Consider the following 18,660-nt stretch of genomic DNA (forward strand, 5'->3'; position numbering starts at 1 on the left):
CCCGCCGAAGAATCCCGACCAAAAGGGGTTCTTCGGTTTTTCACTCCCTTTCCGAACCGTCCTACAACAACCTCTATCATGGACAATTCCCTCAGCCTGATCATCAAATCGACCCGGAAGTGCAACCTGCGCTGCTCTTACTGCCACGACTGGCGGTCGCGCGGAACGGTTATTTCCTTCGAAATTCTGGCCAACATCGTCGCGAAAGCGTTTCGTGCCCAACGCTACAAGGTCATTAATTTTATCTGGCACGGGGGCGAACCGCTCCTGCTGGGGATCGATTTCTTTCGCCGGGCGCTCAGCCTGCAGCAGGCTTTTATTCAGGAAGGGCAATACGTCCTCAACAGCGTCCAGATCAACGGTACGCTGCTCACGGAGGAATGGTGTGACTTTTTCAGGAAAAACCACTTTCAGGTGGGCGTCAGCGTGGATGGCCCCGAAGAAATCCACAACCGAAACCGGTCTTTTGCATCGGGAAAAGGGAGTTTTCAGCAGGTGATCAAAAGCATCGACCTGCTCAAAGAATACGGGATCGGCCACGGCGTTCTGCTGGTTTTGAACGAAAACACCAAGCGTTTACCGGCTCCCGAAATTTTTGATTTCATCACCCGGGATCTGAAAGTCGACAACTTCTCGTTCCTGCCCGCCGTTCCCGACAACCTCATCGGCCAGAACTCCGGCGAACGCGCGACGACTGATTACCTGTCGCTCGAAGACTACGAAGAGTTTATGATCCGGATTTTCGACCATTGGTATGCCCTCGACAACCCCGACATTCGGGTGCGCGAGATCGACGGCATTGTGCGTTCGGTGATGCGGGGCAATCCACAGGTCTGCACGCTGGCCGGGAATTGCCTCGGCGGTTATTACCACATCGAGCCCGAAGGCGACGTTTACCACTGCGACAAATACGTCGGTGATCCGATGTATAACCTCGGCAACATTCTGGAATCGGATTTCGATTCGCTGTTTAAATCGCCCCAAATGCGGGCGTTGCGCCGACAGGAACGGGACAACCTCCAGCGACTATCGGCCTGTCAACACTACGGAATCTGCAACGGCGGCTGCCCGCACGACCGCTACATCGCTAAAAAATACCGTACGGATTTTACCGGCGAGTGTTGCGGTCAAAACCGGCTGATCTCCCACATCATCCGGGCGTTGGGACAGGACATCGGCGCAGAAAAAATGGCGGTTTTTGGCCATACGGTTTAGCTATTTCTTCAGGCCAAAACCCGCAAACGGCGCTTTCGCATCGTCCAGCACAAGCACCCAGTCCGTGGTTGGGCCGACAATCGGGGCCTTGAACTCCTGCGGGCCGGTATTCGGAAACACCCCGATTTTCTGGCTCTTTCCATCGCGGGGATTATACCAGTAGGCCAGCACATTCGGCGAAGCGGTCAGCCGGGCGAGGTCAATTTTCAGCGGACTGCCGTTGGGCGTGTAGGCAAACAAGAAATTGTCGTCTTCCGAAATGGCCGCCACCTGGTGATTGCCATCGTCGGGATTGGTGTTCTGAATCAGCCGCTCGTCGGGCATCAGCCGCGTCCACGGATGCGACTCGTACAACCGGCGTAAAATTCCCATCTGAAACGCCCCGGCATGGTCGAGCGCCCGTTTCCAGTGCGTACGGGCGGCCGAAACCGGCGGATTTCGATCGTTGTCGAAAAACTGCCAGATGTTGTGGTTGCCGTAGGTATGTCCGCAACCGCCCGACAAAACCGCCCACCAGGCCGCCTGCCGCACGTCGAAATCGTCAAAATAGCCCTGCTCCGGTTTGTGCGCAATTGGATGGTCTTCGTAACGTGGTTCACCATCGAGCGTCGGCTTGGGTGGAAACATCGCGTAGTTCTGCCGTTGCATCACGTAATTCTTCTTGTTCCTGGCACTGTGTCCCGACTGAAACAGATTAATGTTCAGCCATTTATCGCTATGAAAAAATCCTGACGAGTTGCTGTCGCCCTGCGGGTGATAGGTCATGAGCTTGGTGCCGCCGTCGCCTTTCTTGATGCCTTCCGCCATCGCCCGGACAATGGCCAGCCGTTGCTCGCCCTCCGGATTGCGGTCACCGCCCAAAATCCAGATAACCGGTTTGCCCCGGTAGCGTTTGCCAATAAACTCACCATACGTCCGGGCATTGGCAGTATTGAAAATTTCGGGGCCTTTTCCCCACTTCTTATTGAATTTATCTCCCCAGGTCGGCAGCAGCCCAACGACCAGCCCCAGCTCCGTGGCCCGGTTGACCACCCAGTCGACATGCTGGAAATACGCTTCATTCGGTTTGGTGGGGTCGTTGCCCACCAGTGGCAATTGACCGTACTGATTGGGTTGCGTCAGCCCGTCGAGTTCGGCCAGCACCACCGCCTGAATCACGGTAAACCCTTTGGCCGCCCGGTTTTTCAAATACAGATCGGCTTCTTCCTTCGTCAGCCGGTGGAACAATTCCCAGGCCGTGTCACCCAGCCAGAAAAACGGTTTCCCATCCCCCCGCATGATGTACCGTTTGTCGGGAATGATGTAGAGTTTGGACAAGGCAACGGTTTCCTTTGAGGCCGCAGCGGGTTTCTGAGCGTAGCCCAGAGCGGACAGGAACAAATAGACTATCCCCAAAACGATCGCTCGTTTTGTCCAGATACCGGAAAAGTTTGAACGATTCATTCTTTGTATGATAACCCCTGAACCCCCTGAAGGGGACTTTTTGCATCCGAAGGAATTCGCGTCAAAGTCCCCTTCAGGGGATTTAGGGGCAGTAAGCGAAACGACTGCTAAATTCATGGGTCAGGAATAAGGGGCTGTAAAAACCGACATTTGAATGAAATCTAAGACGGTTTGCTTATAATTCAAACACCTTTCCAAAAACTTGCCGTACTTTTGCGGCTTGTTACAACTATGACACCAACGCCACGCGATATTGTTGCCGAACTCCGGCAGGGACGACTCATCCGGCTGGCCGACGAAACCGGCGTTTCACTGGCCTGCGATCCCGGCCATGCGGAAGCCGTCGAACATCTGCTGGATGTCCGGAAAGACCTGGTTCCGGCCCCCCTCCCCACCATTCTCATTTCCGACAGTGGTCAGCTCAACCTCTATGTCCGGCCTGTGCCGGATGTGGCCTGGGATCTGATCGAGTTCGCCGAAATGCCCCTGACGGTTTTAATGTACAACGGCATCAACCTGCCCGACGCCTTCCGGTTGCAGGTGCCGCTGCGGAAAACCCTTAGCGAATCGGTGCGACAACTCATCGGCGCGTTTGGCCGGGGGCTGTTGACCCTGCCGTTTGAAGACGCCGAATGGCCGGTCGGTCTGGCAAAACCGCCCGTTTCCTGGGGCGAACTGCCCGCCAAAATTCAATTGCCGCGTATTATGGAGTTAGGTCCAAAAGGGGAAGTAGCCTTTTTACGAAAATAATGAGCCGTACCGCCACTGCCGACCAGGATCGGAACGATTCGTTATTCCTGTGTTCTATGAACTTTACGGAGACCCTACATAGCAATCCCATTTTTGAAGTCATCGCCCGTCAGGCGGCTGCGCTGGACGTTCGTGCGTATGTCATCGGCGGTTTTGTACGGGATCTGATTCTGAAACGTCCGTCGAAAGACATCGACATTGTGTGCATTGGCAGTGGCATCGACCTGGCCGAAGCCGTGGGCCGGGAGTTGAAAGTGCCCGTGATTGTGTTTAAGAATTTCGGAACGGCCATGTTACCGGCTCATCCCGATCAAACTACGTATACCGAGGCAACCGAAACCGTTCCAGGCAGTCGTTCGCTGGGCTGGGAAGTGGAGTTTGTGGGCGCCCGCAAAGAATCCTACCGCTCCGATTCGCGAAAACCGCTGGTTGAAAACGGCACCCTCGAAGACGACCAGAACCGCCGGGATTTTACCATCAACGCGATGGGCATTAGCCTGAACGGGAGCGATTTCGGCCAGTTGCTCGACCCGTTTGGCGGTCTGGACGATTTGCGCCGGAAAACCATTCGCACCCCGCTCGAACCAAAAATTACGTTTTCCGACGACCCGCTGCGCATGATGCGGGCCATCCGGTTTGCGTCGCAACTGGGTTTCGACATCGAGCCGGACACGTTCGATGCGATTATTGAAATGAAAGACCGGCTGGCGATTGTTTCGCGGGAACGGATTACGGACGAACTGAACAAGATTATTCTGTCGTCCAAGCCGTCATACGGTTTTAAACTGCTGTATCACGCCGGTTTGCTGGATCTTATTTTTCCGGAACTACTGGCGTTGAAAGGCGTTGAAACCATTGAAGGAAAGGGCCACAAGGACAATTTTTACCACACGCTGCAAGTGCTGGACAACGTAGCCGAACGCTCCGACGACCTCTGGCTGCGGTGGGCGGCTTTGCTCCACGACATTGCCAAACCGGCTACCAAACGCTTCGATCCGAAAGTGGGCTGGACGTTCCACGGCCACGAGGATCTGGGAGCCAAACAGGTTCCGGGCATTTTTCGCCAGATGAAATTGCCGCTGAACGAAAAAATGCGGTTTGTTAAAAAACTCGTTCGGTTGCACCTGCGGCCCATTGCCCTGGTGAAAGAACAGATTACCGACTCGGCACTCCGGCGGCTGCTGATCGAAGCGGGCGACGACCTGGAAGCGCTGATGAACCTCTGCCGGGCCGATATTACGTCGAAAAACTACGACCGCGTCAAGAAACACCTTGCTAATTTCGATAAGGTGGAGCGCAAACTCCGCGAGCTGGACGAACGGGATAAACTGCGTAATTTTCAGCCGGTTATTACGGGAGAACTCATCATGGAAGCCTTTGGTCTGAAACCGTCGAAAGAAGTCGGACTGATCAAAGTGGCCATTCGGGAAGCTATTCTGGAGGGAACCGTCGTCAACACGCTGGAAGCCGCGATTCCTTTTATGATCGAAGAGGGCCGGAAAATGGGTCTGGAACCCGTCAAAGAGTTATCAATGCGGGCAGACCATTCCACAACCGCTGATTCCACTTCACCAGAAAGCCCGCAATAGATTCGACACGAAACCACCACAAACACACAAACTACTATGGATAAGAACAACTTCCGGCGCTTTTTCGGCGCCACACTGACCATTCTGGGCATCATCGTCGTCTTGTTTGCCTGTGTAGCTTTCCTGTCGGATGCCAAACCGGTGTTGGGCATGAGCATCACGAAATGGGAATCCCTGGCGCCTTTCATTGTCGGTCTGGTGTTCTTGGGTTCGGGCGTTAGTCTCATCAATAATTCGTAGCAGTTGATTGATCCGCTGTTCCGGTTCTACGAGGAACCCCATCCGCGAAACGGGGTAATTCATCCACAGCACTCACCTATTAACTTTCTATTTTTCAGGCGATTAATTACTGGTATAGCATTTGAGCATAGGATGGAAACTCAATGTTAAACCTGTTAATCAATTACCTGTATGGCTTCTTTCACGGAACAGTTAGCGAATTTTTTTGGCACGAGGGACACGGACACATCACTGCGTGAATTATTCATCAGCGAGTTGAAAGGCATCTATTATGCCGAAAAACAAATTGCTGATGCGCTGCCAAACATGGCCGAAGCGGCTACCACCGATGTAGTACGCGACGGTTTTCACCAGCACCTGGCTGAAACAGAGAATCAAATCCGCCGGATCGAGCAAATCTTCCAGCAACTGGGGGTTGATGCCGACGAGAAAAGTTGCAATGCCATCGACGGCCTGATCGACGACGGCGACGTGGTTATTTCCGACACGGATTCCGGTTCATTGACCCGCGATGCCGGTTTGATCATTGCCGGTCAAAAAGTTGAACACCACGAAATTGCCGCTTACGGCTCACTTCATTCGCTGGCCCGGTTGCTGGGGTATCACGATGCCGCTCAACTCCTGGGTGAAAGTCTGGAGGAGGAAAAAAATACAGACCGGAAACTGACTGAAATTGCGGAATCGTTCATCAATGAACGCGCCAAAATGGAGTCCGACAACGACGACGACACCGACCGGGATGGCATTCGCGACCGGATGCGGGACACGGTTCGCGATGGCGACTACGGCCAGACTACCGGCACGTATGCAGGTGGCAGCAGCTATTCCGGCGTGACCGGCAGCGGCACCGAAGAGAATGCGGATGCGGCAACCTGGCAGCGGGATCAGGAAAACCGCACCTGGAAATCAGATGATGACACCCGATCCAATTCAGGCAACACGAACTACCGGCGCGATACCGATCCGTTGACCGGCGGCCCGAGCGGTTTTTAAGGTTTTGTAACCGCAAACTGTAAAAGATTGAACGCCCACTGTAAAAGTGAAGAGGCTAAGCGCTCTTAAACCACTTTTACAGTGGGCGTTCAATCTTTTACAGTTTGCGGTTAATTTTTCAGGTCTTACTTTCCCCGCAACAAACTCACCCCAATCTGGCACGACAGGCACTTTTTAAGCTGACAAAAATTCTTGTATAGCTCAATGGAGGCCTGTGAATCGAATGCGGTGCGAACCGTAAGGTTTAAATCCTGCCAAACCCGGGTCACGCGGTTGTCTTCCGCCGGGAGTTGTTCCAGCAAGCGGATGGCCCGCTCCCGGTATTCCGGCTGATCCTTGTGATGGGAATAGGCAATCAGCAACGGAACAATGGCATTAATGATCAGATTTTCAGCCGCTTTTTGTCCCATTGCAGCCAGTACAAGATCAGATGTTTTTCCAAACCGGTAATGAGTCTGCCAATACGTGGATGGCGTAACCTGCAAATGCCGCAGCAAAATCCGGCTGTCGTCCGTTTCGATAAAGACTGAAAACAGGCTATTCCGGAAGGTCAGAAGTTGGGCAAACTGGGCCAGCCGGAGCGTCGGAAAGTTGGCCGGACGAAGTTTAGCCCATTTCCAGGCATAGGCCGGTAGTTTTTTGGCGGTAAGCTGGTATTTGGCTGCCAGAAAACGGTATTCCCTCTGCAATTCCGCTTCATAGGCATCCGGTTTTTCGCTGTTCAGCAAACCGGCCGTTCCAAACAACATCGCTTCCAGTTGCAGAAGTGTATTGCGGTGTTTTTGCAAGGTCTTCAGCGGCACCTGACGGCTCAACTGCCCAAAGGGCACGGTATTTACCTGAAAACCAAAGGCTGTGGCCAGGAGCTGGTACGTCGTCTCCTCCCAATCCAGATCGGTGCTTTGAAAGAGGGCCATCACCCCGGCGGCTTTTCGTTCCAGACGTTGCAGCAAGGCTTTATCCAGCATGGCCGTCCGGCGCAGAGGTTCTACGCGGGCTATCTGAGCAGCACACGGTATGGGTCCCGATTCAGCCAGCAGGGTCTGATACCGTTGCAGCAAAGCCAGATCCGCCCAGTCGCTCAGGCACAAGGTCGGAATAACCGAACCGTCCGATCGTTTCAATTCAAGAGACTCTTTTTCCCAGACGATGTGCAGAATTACGTTGTCGTAGGCCCGGTCGTGCTGGTGGCGATGGAGCAGCCAGTCGGCGGCCCGAACGTGCGCTTCCACCGTTCCAACCCACTCGACCTCCCCCACAAAAAGGCGGGCGTGCGTAAAATCCGGCCCGGCATCCGGATTGCGGTATCCCGGATGAATCACCCGCAGGCTCTCCCCTTCCTCCGTTCGCAGATCGGTAGTGCGGAAATAGTGAAATTGCCAGAGAAAATAAATAAACTCTTCGGACATAAAGAGTTAAGAATTATGAGTTAAGAGTTAAGACGGGGTCGCCCGAGCGGTTAAAAACAGGTACAGGATTGCAAGACTGTTTAGCATTGGAAGTCGAAAAGGGCAAAAAGTCACACTTATCACCAACATTCTTTCCGAATTACCCACTTAGCACTCTTGATTCCTCACTCTTAACTCATCACTCTTAACTCTTAACTCATCACTCTTAACTCAAAGGTACCCCGCCATTTCCTGCTGCAACGCCCGGGCTTCATCAGCTGCTTTTTGCGCGAAATCGGTGCCGCCGGACGCGTACAGAATGCTGCGGGAGGCATTGACCAACAGACCGCACTGCTGGTTCATGCCATAGCGCGACACCTCAGCCAGGCTACCGCCCTGCGCACCTACGCCCGGAACGAGCAGGAAATGATCGGGGATGAGCGTCCGGATGTGCGCCAGTTCGTCGGCACGGGTGGCCCCAACCACGTACATCATCCGGTCGGCTCCGGCCCAGGTTTGCGACGTCCGGATCACGTTTTCGTAGAGCTTTTCGCCCCCAACGGGCCATTGCTGGAAATCCGAACTCCCGGCATTGGACGTCAGGGCCAGCAGAATTACCCATTTATTTTCAAATTCAAGGAACGGTTCGACGGAATCCCGGCCCATGTAAGGGGCCACCGTAACGGCATCAAAATCCAGCCCCGACGAAGCCGGGTCGAAAAACGTACGGGCGTATAAACCGGAGGTGTTGCCAATGTCCCCGCGTTTGGCATCGGCAATGGTAAAACAGTCTTTGGGAATGTATTCGAGGGTTCGCTGGAGGCTTTCCCAGCCGCGGGGTCCCTGGGCTTCGTAAAAAGCAATATTGGGTTTGTAGGCAACGGCATACTCCGCCGTGGCTTCAATGATTTGTCGGTTAAAGGCTGCTACCGGATCCGGTTCGCGTTGAAGATGCGTCGGTATCCGGCGAATGTCGGTGTCCAAACCCACGCACAAATAGGATTTTTTAGTTAAAATAGTCGTATACAACTCATTAGCCGTCATAGGTTGATCGTCTGCTAAAGTTAAATTAGTTGGGCACTCGCAAAAAAGGTGAGGCTCAAAATTACTGGAAGTAGATAGAGTTTCCTAAATTTGTCCGCTGATGCCGGACAAACCGGTTCTTTATGCTCAATTAGTATTTCATGCAGGTCATCAAAACGTCGATTGAAGGGTTGGTCGAATTACGCCCGAAGACATTTAAAGACTCCCGTGGCAGTTTTCTGGAGACATACAACCAACCGGTTTTCCACGAATTAGGGATTACTGCTCATTTTGTGCAGGACAATCAATCCTTTTCAACCAAAGGGGTCTTGCGGGGGTTGCATTTTCAGAACGCCCCGTTTGCGCAGGGCAAACTGGTCCGGGTCATTACCGGCAAAGTAATGGACATTGCCGTAGACCTGCGCGAAGGCTCGCCAACCTTCGGAAAATACGAAGCGTTTATCCTGGATTCGGAAACCAGCAATATGGCCTACATTCCGGAGGGGTTTGCCCACGGTTTTGTAGCCCTGGAAGACAGCATTTTTAGTTACAAATGCACCAACGTCTATAACAAATCCTGCGAGTCGGGAATCATCTGGAACGATCCTGATCTGAACATCGACTGGGGCATCGAAAACCCGAACGTGTCTGATAAAGACCAGCAATTAGCGCGTTTCCGTGAATTATTTCCGCAAACGGTGTCTTAATTTTCCGACGCATACCGATCCGAACCAAACCGCTCAGGTGAGCGGTTTTTTTGTATCCGTTTAATAAACGAGCACTACCCATATTGTTAGTTTTGGCACGATTCATGTCCATTAATGAAGCAGATTAAGGATGCCGTGCCAAACTTTTATTCGACACCCGAATCTCCTAACTTTCTAGTTACATACCCCAATGCCATTCGGTTTTCTGACTCGTGCCCGTACAAAAACCGCTAAGCCCGACGCGTCGGCTTCGGCTTCCGAGCTTCGTGTCGATGTCCACGCCCAACTGCTGCCGGGCAGTCAGGACGGAACCGATTCGGTCGAACACAGCATCAGTCTGCTTCGTGAACTCTCCGCTCTGGGATTTCGGAAGGTCGTTGCAACCCTCCACATCATGGATGGTTTCTACCAAAATACCACCGACAGCATTTTTGCGGCTGCGTCGATTCTGAAGTACGAATTGCAAAAATTAAAGATTAACATTGAGGTGGAGGTAGCTGCCGAGTATTTTGTCGACATCAATCTGCTACGCGTTCTGTATTCCAAAGCCGAGCTGTTGACCTTTGGCCAGAGCACAACCGAGCGCTACCTGCTTTTCGATACCAGCCTGGTTAAACGGCCCTACGAACTGGACAAGGTCATTACGGCTCTTCAACACCGGAACCTGGTGCCGGTTATGGCTCATCCAGAACAATACATTTACCTGCAAAAAAATCCCGAAACGATGCGGGACCTTCATTATCAAGGCGTTAAGTTCCAATTGAACCTGCTTTCCCTCTCGGGTCAGCCCTCGCGGGAAGCCCGAAATCTGGCAGAATGGATGATTGACCAACGGCTCGTGTCCTTCGTCGGAACGGATATTTACCACGAAACCCAGCTACCCGCCATCAAACAGGCCCGCAAACTTCCTTACTACCAGAAGGTTTTGGAGAGCGGTTTGTTGAACAACACCCTGATTTAACGGGAAAGAAATCGAACCATTCCTGCCGGGTTTCTTATTTTTCGACCATTTCTTCCATCACTTTCTTGCCGACTTTTCGGGCCGAGATCGGATTTTGACCCGTTACCAACCGGTCGTCTACTTCAATGTAGGGCAAGAAGGGAATTAAACTTTTCCGGTAAAGCGCATTCCGTTTCCGAAGTTCGTCTTCCAGCAAAAAGGGTACTTCCTGGGTCAGTCCCAGAAGCCGCTCTTCCACGTTGGCAAAACCCGTGATCTGCCGGCCCTGAATCAACAGGCTACCATCCGACAGGCGCACATTCAACAGCCCGCTCACACCGTGGCACACAGCCGCGACCATTCCACCACCTTCGTAGATCTGCCGGGTGATCTGCTGAAGGGGTTCGTTCTCCGGAAAGTCCCAGAGCGTTCCGTGCCCCCCGGTAAAGTAAATCAGCTGGTAATGACCGGCATTCACTTCTTCCGGTTTCAGTGAATTCTCCAGCTTCGCTTTCAGTACCGGATTGGGATACCATTTGTCGTTCGTGTTGTCTTTCCGCTTCAAACTCCGCGCATCAATTGGCACTCTTCCCCCCTTCGGACTCACGATATCGTATGGAATCTCTTTGTCTGATAATTCATCATAAAAGTGGGTCAGTTCACTCAACCAAAGGCCCGTTTTCTCCGGCTTGGTTTTGTAATCCGTGTGGTTAGTGCAAACGATGAGTGCCCGGATGGAAGGATTCATAGAAGGTTTCGGAAAGTAGATTGGGTCACAAATATCCGCAAAATCGCCGAAAAGAAAGACCCGGTATTTCACAAAACTACCGCCAACTAAAATTCTTTACTTCTTCTCCATGACCACTATATTATTTGGATTATTTTGCTATTTTTGACCTAACCGTACTGAAAACTTGTAAAAAACCTATTATCATGAAAACCGCATCCTACGAGTCGATCAAAGCAGATCAGGCCTGGATCACTGTAACGCAACACCTTCAACGCCGAAACCAGCTCATCTCCGACGGTATTACCTTTCTGGAAAAACACCCCGCCGACCACGTTCTGGCAGGCCGGTTAGTCGTCATTCAATACCATTTACGCGCCACGGTCCGGCGGTTAATGGAGGAGACATCAGCCACCCGCTCTCCTGCTTCTCTCAAACAGCAAATCAAACGACAGTGGCTGATGGTTCATCAACTGAATTTTTTGTTGCGGCAGATTGACGATGAACTGAGCAAAATGGGCTTCAACAGCCCGGTTTTTCGGTCGTGGATGGGGGCAAAATTAAACCGGTTTTCGTACAAGGCACCGACCGGTGTTTATCTGAATTAGACACCGGTCGCCCATTTCAGCTTATCACCTTCCAGCCAACACATCCGTTGGCATCAAACTGCTGCAGACCTTTCCGCAGCTTTTCGATGTCTTCGACGGGCCAGTCCAGCCGTTTATTGGCCGACATCCGCCGGAGATGCAACTGCGTAGCCTGCTCCAGAAGCCGGCGTTTGGAGGGCGGCATCTGCAATGCCTGATTCATGAAGGGCGCTAATTCCTGCTCCAGGCGCACACAAGCGTTATCGGGCAAACCAAAGTACTCAGCCAGCAACCGAACTTCGCTGACCCGCCAGAGACCCGGTTTTTGACGCCGTAAGCGGATGGTATTTTCAGTCAGCCGAACGGTTTCGCTCAGTCCCCGGCTGTCGACAGACCGGTCTTTCATCCGCCACATAATGGCCCGGTACGTATTCATGTAAGAGTCAATGAGCTGTTGCAATGGTTCCATGATCAGTGTCTTTAATGTGATTTGGGTTAATACCAGACACTGAATCAAAAAAAAAGCCATCTGAATGATCAGATGGCATGAATTGACTTTTAGCACTTACTTGATGGTTAAAAGTAACCGATCATCGAAATAGACAGATTTGCAGTATCGCACAAACCCCGCATTGGTGACAACAAAAGTCTGCTGGCAATTACTATGCCTTATTACTAAAAAATTTAACTAATTCGCAAATTGATTTACTTTCTGACTCAGTGCATCGTCGGAAACCGAGCCGCTTGTGATTAATACCTGATACCGGAAGGTTACCGACTTGCCCGCAGGTAGTACATAGTTCATCGGCTTGTCTTTGCCTTCACTCATCACACTGGGAGCCAATGGATTAGCCGCATATAAACCGTACCCACGGGAGTGCCAGTAGGTCGGATAGCCGATGTTTTTCGGGTTATCCAGCAAGGCGACAGAAACGTTTTCACCGTTGATCACACCCGTCAGATTCATCCACTTGGCGCGCGTTCCCCAGACTTTTTCGCCTTCTACTCCTTCGCTGCTTTTGTATTTTCCGGTGACCCCCGTGTTGTCCATCTGCGATACTTTCGTCGCCACACCACTCGCATCCGTGAACACTTCCGGCTTGTTCGACGGGTGTTCCAGTTGCCGGGCCAGCCGAATCGCCACCATGCCTTCTTTGTTGTCTTTAAACGTCACGTCCTTGCCCAGGGCTTTCAGCGTCGTTGTCCGGTCGATGATGCGTTCTTTTGGCGTACCGCGAAAAACAAACGTTGTCGTTTCCTGCAACATCGGTTTACCATCTTTATCGAGCCAGTCGGCGGTTACGACCAATTCGCCCACGTCTTTTCCACTCTTCAGCGATTTAATACCGGTGTGAACAATGGTACCAAACGGGCCACCATGCCCTTTGACATCGTTGGAATTGTTCCAGAAATCGTGACCATTTACATCGCCGTAATTGAGCCACATGCCCACGTGGTGCGGGTGGTCAACGCGCTCACCTGGCCGGGGATCCATCGGCCAGCCGCGCGTGATGAAATTGCCGCCTGCCGTCCGGATCGGATACAACACCGGTTTTTTCAAGACGTCCGGACCCGGGTAAATGTAAGAGGTAAACGGTTTACCATCAATAGTAACATCCACGCGTTTCTGCGCTTCGTTGTTCGTCAGTTGAACGGCTTGCTTCTGGGCCATTGCGCCGAGCGCCAACAAGCAGAAAGCAAAGGTTAGTTTTTTCATTTTCAGGTGGCTATTTATAGGAACGTGGCCGGGTCGTCGATGTGATTAGACGGATTGAACAGTTTTAATCTGTTCAATCCGTCTAATCACATCGGCGACCCGGCCGCATTCCGGTCTAGTCAATTAAACTTTTACGGTTTTCCCACTTGCCATGATTTCCTGCTTGGCGTTATCGAAAGTAACCCGCTCGCCGGTTTGGTAGGCGATGGTCGACATGATGCTGGCCACGGAGTGATTATAGCCGACTTTGGCCGGTGCATTCGGTTCTTTCCGGCTGCGAACGCACTCCATCCAGTTCCGCATGTGCGCCGAAGTCATCGGGTCAGCGCCGGTGTTGGCCGAAGTCACCTGTTTTTCACCGGTTGTGGCCAGTGACTGTGCAGCCAGCAAATTGGGTTTCATGCCCATTTCAGCCGCAGCCTTGGCTTCCAGACCACCTTCTGAGCTAATTTTGTTCGTGTCCAGGTTGATCATACCGCCGTTCGAGTAGTATAATTCTTTCGTTCCGCCCGCTTCGTTGTTCATTCGTGAGCTATACAGCACCTGAAAACCTTTGCTTTTGTCGTTATCCGGGCCGTAATCGAAAACCGCCGTGAATGTATCGGGGTTCACACGCCCGTCTTTCCAGACATAAATTCCCCCGTTGGCAACCACGCTGCGCGGGTGATCATAGCCACTGAACCAGTGAACGGTATCGATTTGGTGCGACATCCACTGACCCGGGATACCCGAAGAATACGGATAGAACAGTCGGAATTCCAGATACTTGCGCGGATCCCATTCCACCATCGGGCGGTTCATCAAAAACCGCTTCCAGTCAGTTTCTTCTTTCTTGATTTCGGAAACGAGTTTTGCCCGGCGCCACCGTCCCGGCTGGTTGACATTCCAGGTCATTTCGACCATCGTGATGTCCCCGAATTTGCCGGATTTAATGTACTCATTGGCCGCCCAGTAGTTTGGCGTACTCCGGCGTTGCGAGCCTACCTGTACAATTTTCTTGCTTCTTTCCACCGCTTTCAATGCCTTGCGGGCATCTTCCAGCGATTCGGCAAACGGTTTTTCGACGTACACATCGCGTCCGGCATCTACGGCCTCCGCACAGTGCAGAGCGTGTTGAAAGTCAGCGGTACTGATGATGACCGCATCCACATCTTTCCGATCGTAGAGTTCGTCGTTGTTACGGCATTTGGCAAAATTGTCATTGCCAATGAATCCTTTTCCCTTCAGATAAGCCTCCGCTTCGTCACGCCGACGGCTCCAGAGGTCAGAAACCGCCACAAACTCGAAGTTGAGTTCTTTGGCATGGCTGGCAAAACTGGGGGCCAAAGCACCCCGGAACCGGTCTGAGAACCCGACAATGCCAACCCGAACGCGGTCGGCGGAACCCAGGATTCGGGCATAGCTGGCGGCAGAGAAGCTCATTCCGAGCCCTGCCAGTGCAGATTTCTTTATAAAGTCGCGACGATTTTCCATGCGGCTGGTCGTTTAAATGATAAATAGAATACGTCTGGTTACTGACAAAAGACTATTAGTGAAAGACTTATTTGTCGAAAGTCTACTAATTTTGGTTGATTCTCTTCGCTATTCGATGTTCGCTATTCAGTGTTCGATTTTACATTCTTGACTTCGATTAAAAATCGAAGGATGAATGACGAAAGAAAGGGCATTTACAGCGCTTTAATCTTCATATTCCGGAACGAAACACGGTCGCCGTGATCCTGGAGCAGAAGGTGGCCTTTAGGGGCTTCGCCAAACCGTCCGTGGGCGTTATAAGAAGGGGCTTTGTATTTGCTCTGCGCAACCAGCTTCCGAAATTCCTCACTCCCCCGTTCGTATTCGACAACTTTCTTGCCATTCAACCAGTGTTCAACGTGACTGCCTTTCGACACCACCCGCCCCTGGTTCCATTCGCCAATCGGATTGGCTTTCTTGCCTTTGGCCGGAATCAGGTCGTAGAGCGAGCCGACAGTTCGGTTGCCGTCGCGACCCATTTTGGCATCCGGGTGTTTGTCATCATCCAGCACCTGAAATTCCAGTCCGTAGGCTGATCCTTTCGGCTTGGGGGATTCTTCCACCACAAAATACTTCAGGCCGCTGTTGGCTCCTTCCGTCAGTTTGAACTCGAACATCAGGTCGAAGTCGCCGTATTCACCCTCTGTCACAATGTCCCCGTAGTGCGTCGATTCCGATCCGTCGGTTTTCGAGATCGTCAGCAAACCGTCCTGAACGAGCCAGCCTTTTTCCGGAAATTGGTCCTTGTATGCACCCCGCCAGCCTTTGGTGGTTTTGCCGTCGAAAAGCAGTTGCCAGCCTTCTTTTTTCTCTTTGGCCGTCAGCGTGTTGGGGGCCTGCGGTTTTTCAGCAGCTATTAGTCCTACCCATAAAACCGCCGTTATCAGTAATGCTTTCATAAGTTTCTTCTCCGCGTAACTCTGTTTTTCTCTGCTTATCTCCGCGAAACAGTTTAAAAGTTATTTCGCAGAGTTAAGCAGAGAAAAACAGAGTTACGCAGAGGGTTAAAGTGGGAAGTTTAACGTTTTGGTAATGTAATCTTTGTTGATTTGGGCGCACTGCAAGGGGGTTTTGTTCGGGTCTGGAACGCCGTCCAGTTCGACCACGCCCCAGCCTTTGAACTTGATTTTCTCCAGGGCCGCAAAAACCGCCGGAACGTCGACATTGCCCTGTCCTAACTCGACAAATTTATACGCTTTCGGATCATCCGGTTTATCGGGCAGCGGGCTTTTGGTATCTTTCAGGTGCAGCGTGTGCAGAACGTCCTTGTATTGCACAACGGCTTTGGCCGGGTCGCCCCCGCCCTGCTTGTAGTGGGCAATATCGAGCAGCAGCCTGACATACTTCGGGTTCATTTCCTGCACCAGAACATCCACTTCTTCGGGTGTTTCGCCCCACTGTTTCATGTGGTTGTGATACGTGGCCTGAACGCCCAGGTCGGCGGTTTGTTTGCCAATTTCGTTCATCACCCTGGCGAGTTTCTTGAGTTCTTCGGTAGTCGGAGCCTGTCCGTTTTTCCGAAGGCTGTTGGTCATCTGGAATGCCGAACCACCCAGGGCTTTCACAAAGCTGGCGTGGGCCACGTGCATATCCACGGTGCTGTCAAATTTCGCCGGGTCGACCTCCACATTGCCGCTCGAAAACATCGCCAGCTTTAACTGGTGCTGGTCAAGCAGGGCCTTCAGTTCCGACGGTTTGGTCTTGTAGGGTGCAAAGGTGTTGGCCCGGAGTTGAATTCCCTTATAGCCCAGGGAAGAAAGGTCTTTGATGGCCTGTTCGTCTTTGCCACCCCAGGTAATTCCGGAATACCCGATCTTCAGTCCCGATTTTTTAGCGGTATCGGCCAGCAGATTGGTTCTGGCTGCCAGAACGAGAGCCGATAAACCGGCGGTGGTAAGAAACTGGCGTCTGTTTACAATAGCCTGCATAGTAGGGTAGTATAGTCGGCAACTCTCGAATTCGGTTGCTTTTTTGTTGAAAGAATTCTAAAGGAAGGAAGGAATTTCACCCTGAAATCTACTCAGCACGGCCGCAAACAACAGGCCCTGAACCGGAATTCCGGTTCAGGGCCTGTTGGTCTTTCTTCAGCAATTCGGATTAATAGCCGGGATTTTGCGGGTATTTGGCCGCTCCACCCGCCGTACGGTCAATCTGATCCTGTGGAATTGGACGAAGTACGTGGAAATCCTTGACGTTCGGAGCTCCGTCGGCATTGTACGCTTTCACGCGTTCAACCAGGTTCCCCCAACGCTTCAGGTCAAACCAACGGTGCATTTCACCGGCCAGTTCACGCTCCCGTTCTTCCATGATAAAGTCCATTGTGGCCTGAGCCGCCGTAATTTCCATGTCTTTCTCTTTACCCGCCCAGGCTGCCCGACGACGAACAGCATTGATGAAGGGCACCGCATCGGCCGCTTTTCCCTGTTTGATCAGGGCTTCTGCCGCGATGAGGTAGGTCTCGGCCAGGCGGAACATGATAAAATCGCGACTTCCGGCTTCGTAGGTCCGGTCAGGACGCAGCGCATCCATGAATTTCTGCAAATTGGGGAACAAATTGGGCTTGTATAAACTCGGCACCAACACCTGATACCGTCGTTTCGCCCGTTCTGCCAACGGCATTTCGTAACCCGGAATGAAGATGGCCGTATCACCAGCAACAAACTTCAGCGCAGTTTTCGAATTATCAAAAATCGGCGTCGTCTTACTCGGATTGTTGGAGTACCAAGTGTCCTTGAAAGTCTTCTTGTAGCGCGAATCGATTACCCGGTCCTTTTCGGCAAACACTACGTTCAACAAATAAGGGGTAGGCATAAACCGCCGGAAAGGACGCCCGTTCACGATATCACGCTGCATACCCGCCTGATTATCGTATTCCATCACGAAGTACAGGTGCGTCTGATTCCCGTTGATGGTGACGGTGCTGGTCGTGGTACTGTTGAAGCCCGAACCGATGTTCGTGATGGGCTCGGAAGTATACTGCGTAGCGAAAATCACTTCGTTATTCACTTCACCTCCACCCTGCACAAATACACTGGCAAAGTCGGGCAGCAGGCTGTAGCTGTAATTTTTAATTACATTCTGAGCGTAGGTAGCGGCTTTGGCAAAATCATCAGCCGCCATCGCATCTTTATCAGTGGCTTTCGTCAGGTACACTTTTGCCAGCAAATGTTCGGCGGCTCCCTTGGTTACCCGGCCATAATCCGTAGTCGGCGGAGTGAGATCGGTTAGCGAACTTTCCAGATCCGTCACAATCTGCGCGTATACCTCTTTCACTGGAGAGCGGGTAAACTCTTTGGTCGGAACCAGGTTTCCTTTGGTCAGTAACGTGACGGGGCCAAACATCTGCACCAGAATAAAATAATGATGCGCCCGCAGGAATTTCAGTTCCGAAATCCGGCGTTTCTTAATGGTTTCGTCCAGTCCCGTAATGGTCGGAGCAGCTTCCAGCGCCACATTGATGGTATTGATGGCTTTGTAAAACGCGTTCCAGATATTATTGGTAACGCCCAGCCGGCCGTCGATCTGGGACGTATACTGGTTAACGAATTTAAAGCTGCCATCCGATCCCATGGTATAGGTGTCTGTTCCAAAAACCGTCAGCGTCATCGCATCTTCCCGCCCATAATATTCGCGCAGGGATGAATAGGCCGCTTTCACCACCGCTTCAAAACCGTTCGGTGTAGTGGCATACTGGCTGCCAACCTGCGAAATCGGGTCCTCTTGCAGCAAATCTTTACAGCCCGTTGTACTGAGCAATAGCGCACTCACGATCAATACCGAATGTGTGAATGAGCGAATGAATATTTTATAGGTTTTCATCTTGAAAATC

General features: G+C 52.0%; 18 protein-coding genes. 8 read left to right on the plus strand and 10 right to left on the minus strand.

Annotation, left to right across the window (positions count from 1 at the left end; translation table 11 throughout):
• Positions 1-78: 78 nt before the first annotated feature.
• Positions 79-1,215, plus strand: a complete 1,137-nt coding sequence (locus F0P93_RS10835; protein WP_150876357.1) for a radical SAM/SPASM domain-containing protein — start codon at positions 79-81, stop codon at positions 1,213-1,215.
• On the opposite strand, the gene F0P93_RS10840 is transcribed toward F0P93_RS10835, so the two are convergent.
• Positions 1,216-2,658: a glycoside hydrolase family 140 protein gene (locus F0P93_RS10840; protein ID WP_191908779.1), complete on the minus strand. Its 1,443-nt coding sequence runs from the start codon at positions 2,656-2,658 to the stop codon at positions 1,216-1,218.
• A gap of 231 nt (positions 2,659-2,889) precedes the next feature.
• Between F0P93_RS10840 and F0P93_RS10845 the strand changes: the two genes are divergently transcribed.
• The 4 genes from F0P93_RS10845 to F0P93_RS10860 all read left to right on the plus strand — a co-directional run bounded on the left by F0P93_RS10845 (position 2,890) and on the right by F0P93_RS10860 (position 6,230).
• A complete protein-coding gene (locus F0P93_RS10845) occupies positions 2,890-3,408 on the plus strand; it encodes a Sua5/YciO/YrdC/YwlC family protein (protein ID WP_150876358.1) in 519 nt (172 codons plus the stop codon).
• A 56-nt stretch (positions 3,409-3,464) separates the two neighbouring features.
• Positions 3,465-4,997: a CCA tRNA nucleotidyltransferase gene (locus tag F0P93_RS10850; RefSeq protein ID WP_150876359.1), complete on the plus strand. Its 1,533-nt coding sequence runs from the start codon at positions 3,465-3,467 to the stop codon at positions 4,995-4,997.
• A gap of 36 nt (positions 4,998-5,033) precedes the next feature.
• On the plus strand, positions 5,034-5,237 hold the full coding sequence (locus tag F0P93_RS10855; protein ID WP_114405262.1) for a hypothetical protein: 204 nt from the start codon (positions 5,034-5,036) through the stop codon (positions 5,235-5,237).
• A gap of 171 nt (positions 5,238-5,408) precedes the next feature.
• On the plus strand, positions 5,409-6,230 hold the full coding sequence (locus tag F0P93_RS10860) for a YciE/YciF ferroxidase family protein (protein ID WP_150876360.1): 822 nt from the start codon (positions 5,409-5,411) through the stop codon (positions 6,228-6,230).
• 125 nt (positions 6,231-6,355) lie between these two features.
• On the opposite strand, the gene F0P93_RS10865 is transcribed toward F0P93_RS10860, so the two are convergent.
• On the minus strand, positions 6,356-7,639 hold the full coding sequence (locus tag F0P93_RS10865) for a DUF2851 family protein (protein WP_150876361.1): 1,284 nt from the start codon (positions 7,637-7,639) through the stop codon (positions 6,356-6,358).
• Positions 7,640-7,849: 210 nt separating this feature from the next.
• Positions 7,850-8,662 (minus strand): orotidine-5'-phosphate decarboxylase, encoded by an 813-nt coding sequence (pyrF, locus tag F0P93_RS10870; protein WP_150876362.1) that lies wholly within the window; start codon positions 8,660-8,662, stop codon positions 7,850-7,852.
• 140 nt (positions 8,663-8,802) lie between these two features.
• Here pyrF and rfbC point away from each other — a divergent pair, with 140 nt between their 5' ends.
• Together rfbC and F0P93_RS10880 are read left to right on the plus strand one after the other, a co-directional pair.
• Positions 8,803-9,348: a dTDP-4-dehydrorhamnose 3,5-epimerase gene (gene rfbC / locus F0P93_RS10875; protein ID WP_150876363.1), complete on the plus strand. Its 546-nt coding sequence runs from the start codon at positions 8,803-8,805 to the stop codon at positions 9,346-9,348.
• Positions 9,349-9,538: 190 nt separating this feature from the next.
• The gene (locus F0P93_RS10880) at positions 9,539-10,309 is read left to right on the plus strand and encodes a tyrosine-protein phosphatase (RefSeq protein WP_150876364.1); all 771 of its coding nucleotides are present in this window, start codon (positions 9,539-9,541) and stop codon (positions 10,307-10,309) included.
• 34 nt (positions 10,310-10,343) lie between these two features.
• Here the strand turns inward: F0P93_RS10880 and F0P93_RS10885 are convergent, their stop codons facing one another.
• Positions 10,344-11,036: a type 1 glutamine amidotransferase domain-containing protein gene (locus F0P93_RS10885; RefSeq protein ID WP_191908780.1), complete on the minus strand. Its 693-nt coding sequence runs from the start codon at positions 11,034-11,036 to the stop codon at positions 10,344-10,346.
• 185 nt (positions 11,037-11,221) lie between these two features.
• On the opposite strand from F0P93_RS10885, the gene F0P93_RS10890 reads away from it, so the two are divergent.
• The gene (locus tag F0P93_RS10890; RefSeq protein ID WP_150876365.1) at positions 11,222-11,623 is read left to right on the plus strand and encodes a hypothetical protein; all 402 of its coding nucleotides are present in this window, start codon (positions 11,222-11,224) and stop codon (positions 11,621-11,623) included.
• Positions 11,624-11,639: 16 nt separating this feature from the next.
• Here the strand turns inward: F0P93_RS10890 and F0P93_RS10895 are convergent, their stop codons facing one another.
• The 6 genes from F0P93_RS10895 to F0P93_RS10920 all read right to left on the minus strand — a co-directional run bounded on the left by F0P93_RS10895 (position 11,640) and on the right by F0P93_RS10920 (position 18,650).
• Entirely contained in the window at positions 11,640-12,071 is a 432-nt protein-coding gene (locus F0P93_RS10895; protein WP_150876366.1) for a hypothetical protein, read from the minus strand.
• Between the two features lie 219 nt (positions 12,072-12,290).
• Entirely contained in the window at positions 12,291-13,319 is a 1,029-nt protein-coding gene (locus F0P93_RS10900; RefSeq protein ID WP_150876367.1) for a DUF6807 domain-containing protein, read from the minus strand.
• A 123-nt stretch (positions 13,320-13,442) separates the two neighbouring features.
• Positions 13,443-14,792: a Gfo/Idh/MocA family protein gene (locus F0P93_RS10905; protein WP_150876368.1), complete on the minus strand. Its 1,350-nt coding sequence runs from the start codon at positions 14,790-14,792 to the stop codon at positions 13,443-13,445.
• Positions 14,793-14,986: 194 nt separating this feature from the next.
• Complete coding sequence (locus F0P93_RS10910; protein WP_150876369.1) at positions 14,987-15,730, minus strand: 3-keto-disaccharide hydrolase; 744 nt, start codon at positions 15,728-15,730, stop codon at positions 14,987-14,989.
• Positions 15,731-15,835: 105 nt separating this feature from the next.
• Entirely contained in the window at positions 15,836-16,759 is a 924-nt protein-coding gene (locus F0P93_RS10915) for a sugar phosphate isomerase/epimerase family protein (RefSeq protein ID WP_150876370.1), read from the minus strand.
• A 169-nt stretch (positions 16,760-16,928) separates the two neighbouring features.
• The gene (locus F0P93_RS10920; RefSeq protein WP_150876371.1) at positions 16,929-18,650 is read right to left on the minus strand and encodes a RagB/SusD family nutrient uptake outer membrane protein; all 1,722 of its coding nucleotides are present in this window, start codon (positions 18,648-18,650) and stop codon (positions 16,929-16,931) included.
• Positions 18,651-18,660 lie beyond the last annotated feature (10 nt).

The organism is Larkinella humicola, from assembly GCF_008727875.1.
In the GTDB taxonomy this organism is placed as follows: Bacteria; Bacteroidota; Bacteroidia; order Cytophagales; family Spirosomataceae; genus Larkinella; species Larkinella humicola.

Bases quoted from the DNA above. Each gene is read 5' to 3' on its own strand.
- F0P93_RS10900 (WP_150876367.1), bottom strand. From the start codon at position 13,319: ATGAAAAAACTAACCTTTGCTTTCTGCTTGTTGGCGCTCGGCGCAATG.
- F0P93_RS10910 (WP_150876369.1), bottom strand. From the start codon at position 15,730: ATGAAAGCATTACTGATAACGGCGGTTTTATGGGTAGGACTAATAGCT.
- F0P93_RS10885 (WP_191908780.1), bottom strand. From the start codon at position 11,036: ATGAATCCTTCCATCCGGGCACTCATCGTTTGCACTAACCACACGGAT.
- F0P93_RS10920 (WP_150876371.1), bottom strand. From the start codon at position 18,650: ATGAAAACCTATAAAATATTCATTCGCTCATTCACACATTCGGTATTG.
- F0P93_RS10840 (WP_191908779.1), bottom strand. From the start codon at position 2,658: ATGAATCGTTCAAACTTTTCCGGTATCTGGACAAAACGAGCGATCGTT.
- F0P93_RS10835 (WP_150876357.1), top strand. From the start codon at position 79: ATGGACAATTCCCTCAGCCTGATCATCAAATCGACCCGGAAGTGCAAC.
- pyrF (WP_150876362.1), bottom strand. From the start codon at position 8,662: ATGACGGCTAATGAGTTGTATACGACTATTTTAACTAAAAAATCCTAT.
- F0P93_RS10880 (WP_150876364.1), top strand. From the start codon at position 9,539: ATGCCATTCGGTTTTCTGACTCGTGCCCGTACAAAAACCGCTAAGCCC.
- rfbC (WP_150876363.1), top strand. From the start codon at position 8,803: ATGCAGGTCATCAAAACGTCGATTGAAGGGTTGGTCGAATTACGCCCG.
- F0P93_RS10860 (WP_150876360.1), top strand. From the start codon at position 5,409: ATGGCTTCTTTCACGGAACAGTTAGCGAATTTTTTTGGCACGAGGGAC.
- F0P93_RS10855 (WP_114405262.1), top strand. From the start codon at position 5,034: ATGGATAAGAACAACTTCCGGCGCTTTTTCGGCGCCACACTGACCATT.
- F0P93_RS10895 (WP_150876366.1), bottom strand. From the start codon at position 12,071: ATGGAACCATTGCAACAGCTCATTGACTCTTACATGAATACGTACCGG.
- F0P93_RS10890 (WP_150876365.1), top strand. From the start codon at position 11,222: ATGAAAACCGCATCCTACGAGTCGATCAAAGCAGATCAGGCCTGGATC.
- F0P93_RS10845 (WP_150876358.1), top strand. From the start codon at position 2,890: ATGACACCAACGCCACGCGATATTGTTGCCGAACTCCGGCAGGGACGA.
- F0P93_RS10905 (WP_150876368.1), bottom strand. From the start codon at position 14,792: ATGGAAAATCGTCGCGACTTTATAAAGAAATCTGCACTGGCAGGGCTC.
- F0P93_RS10850 (WP_150876359.1), top strand. From the start codon at position 3,465: ATGAACTTTACGGAGACCCTACATAGCAATCCCATTTTTGAAGTCATC.
- F0P93_RS10915 (WP_150876370.1), bottom strand. From the start codon at position 16,759: ATGCAGGCTATTGTAAACAGACGCCAGTTTCTTACCACCGCCGGTTTA.
- F0P93_RS10865 (WP_150876361.1), bottom strand. From the start codon at position 7,639: ATGTCCGAAGAGTTTATTTATTTTCTCTGGCAATTTCACTATTTCCGC.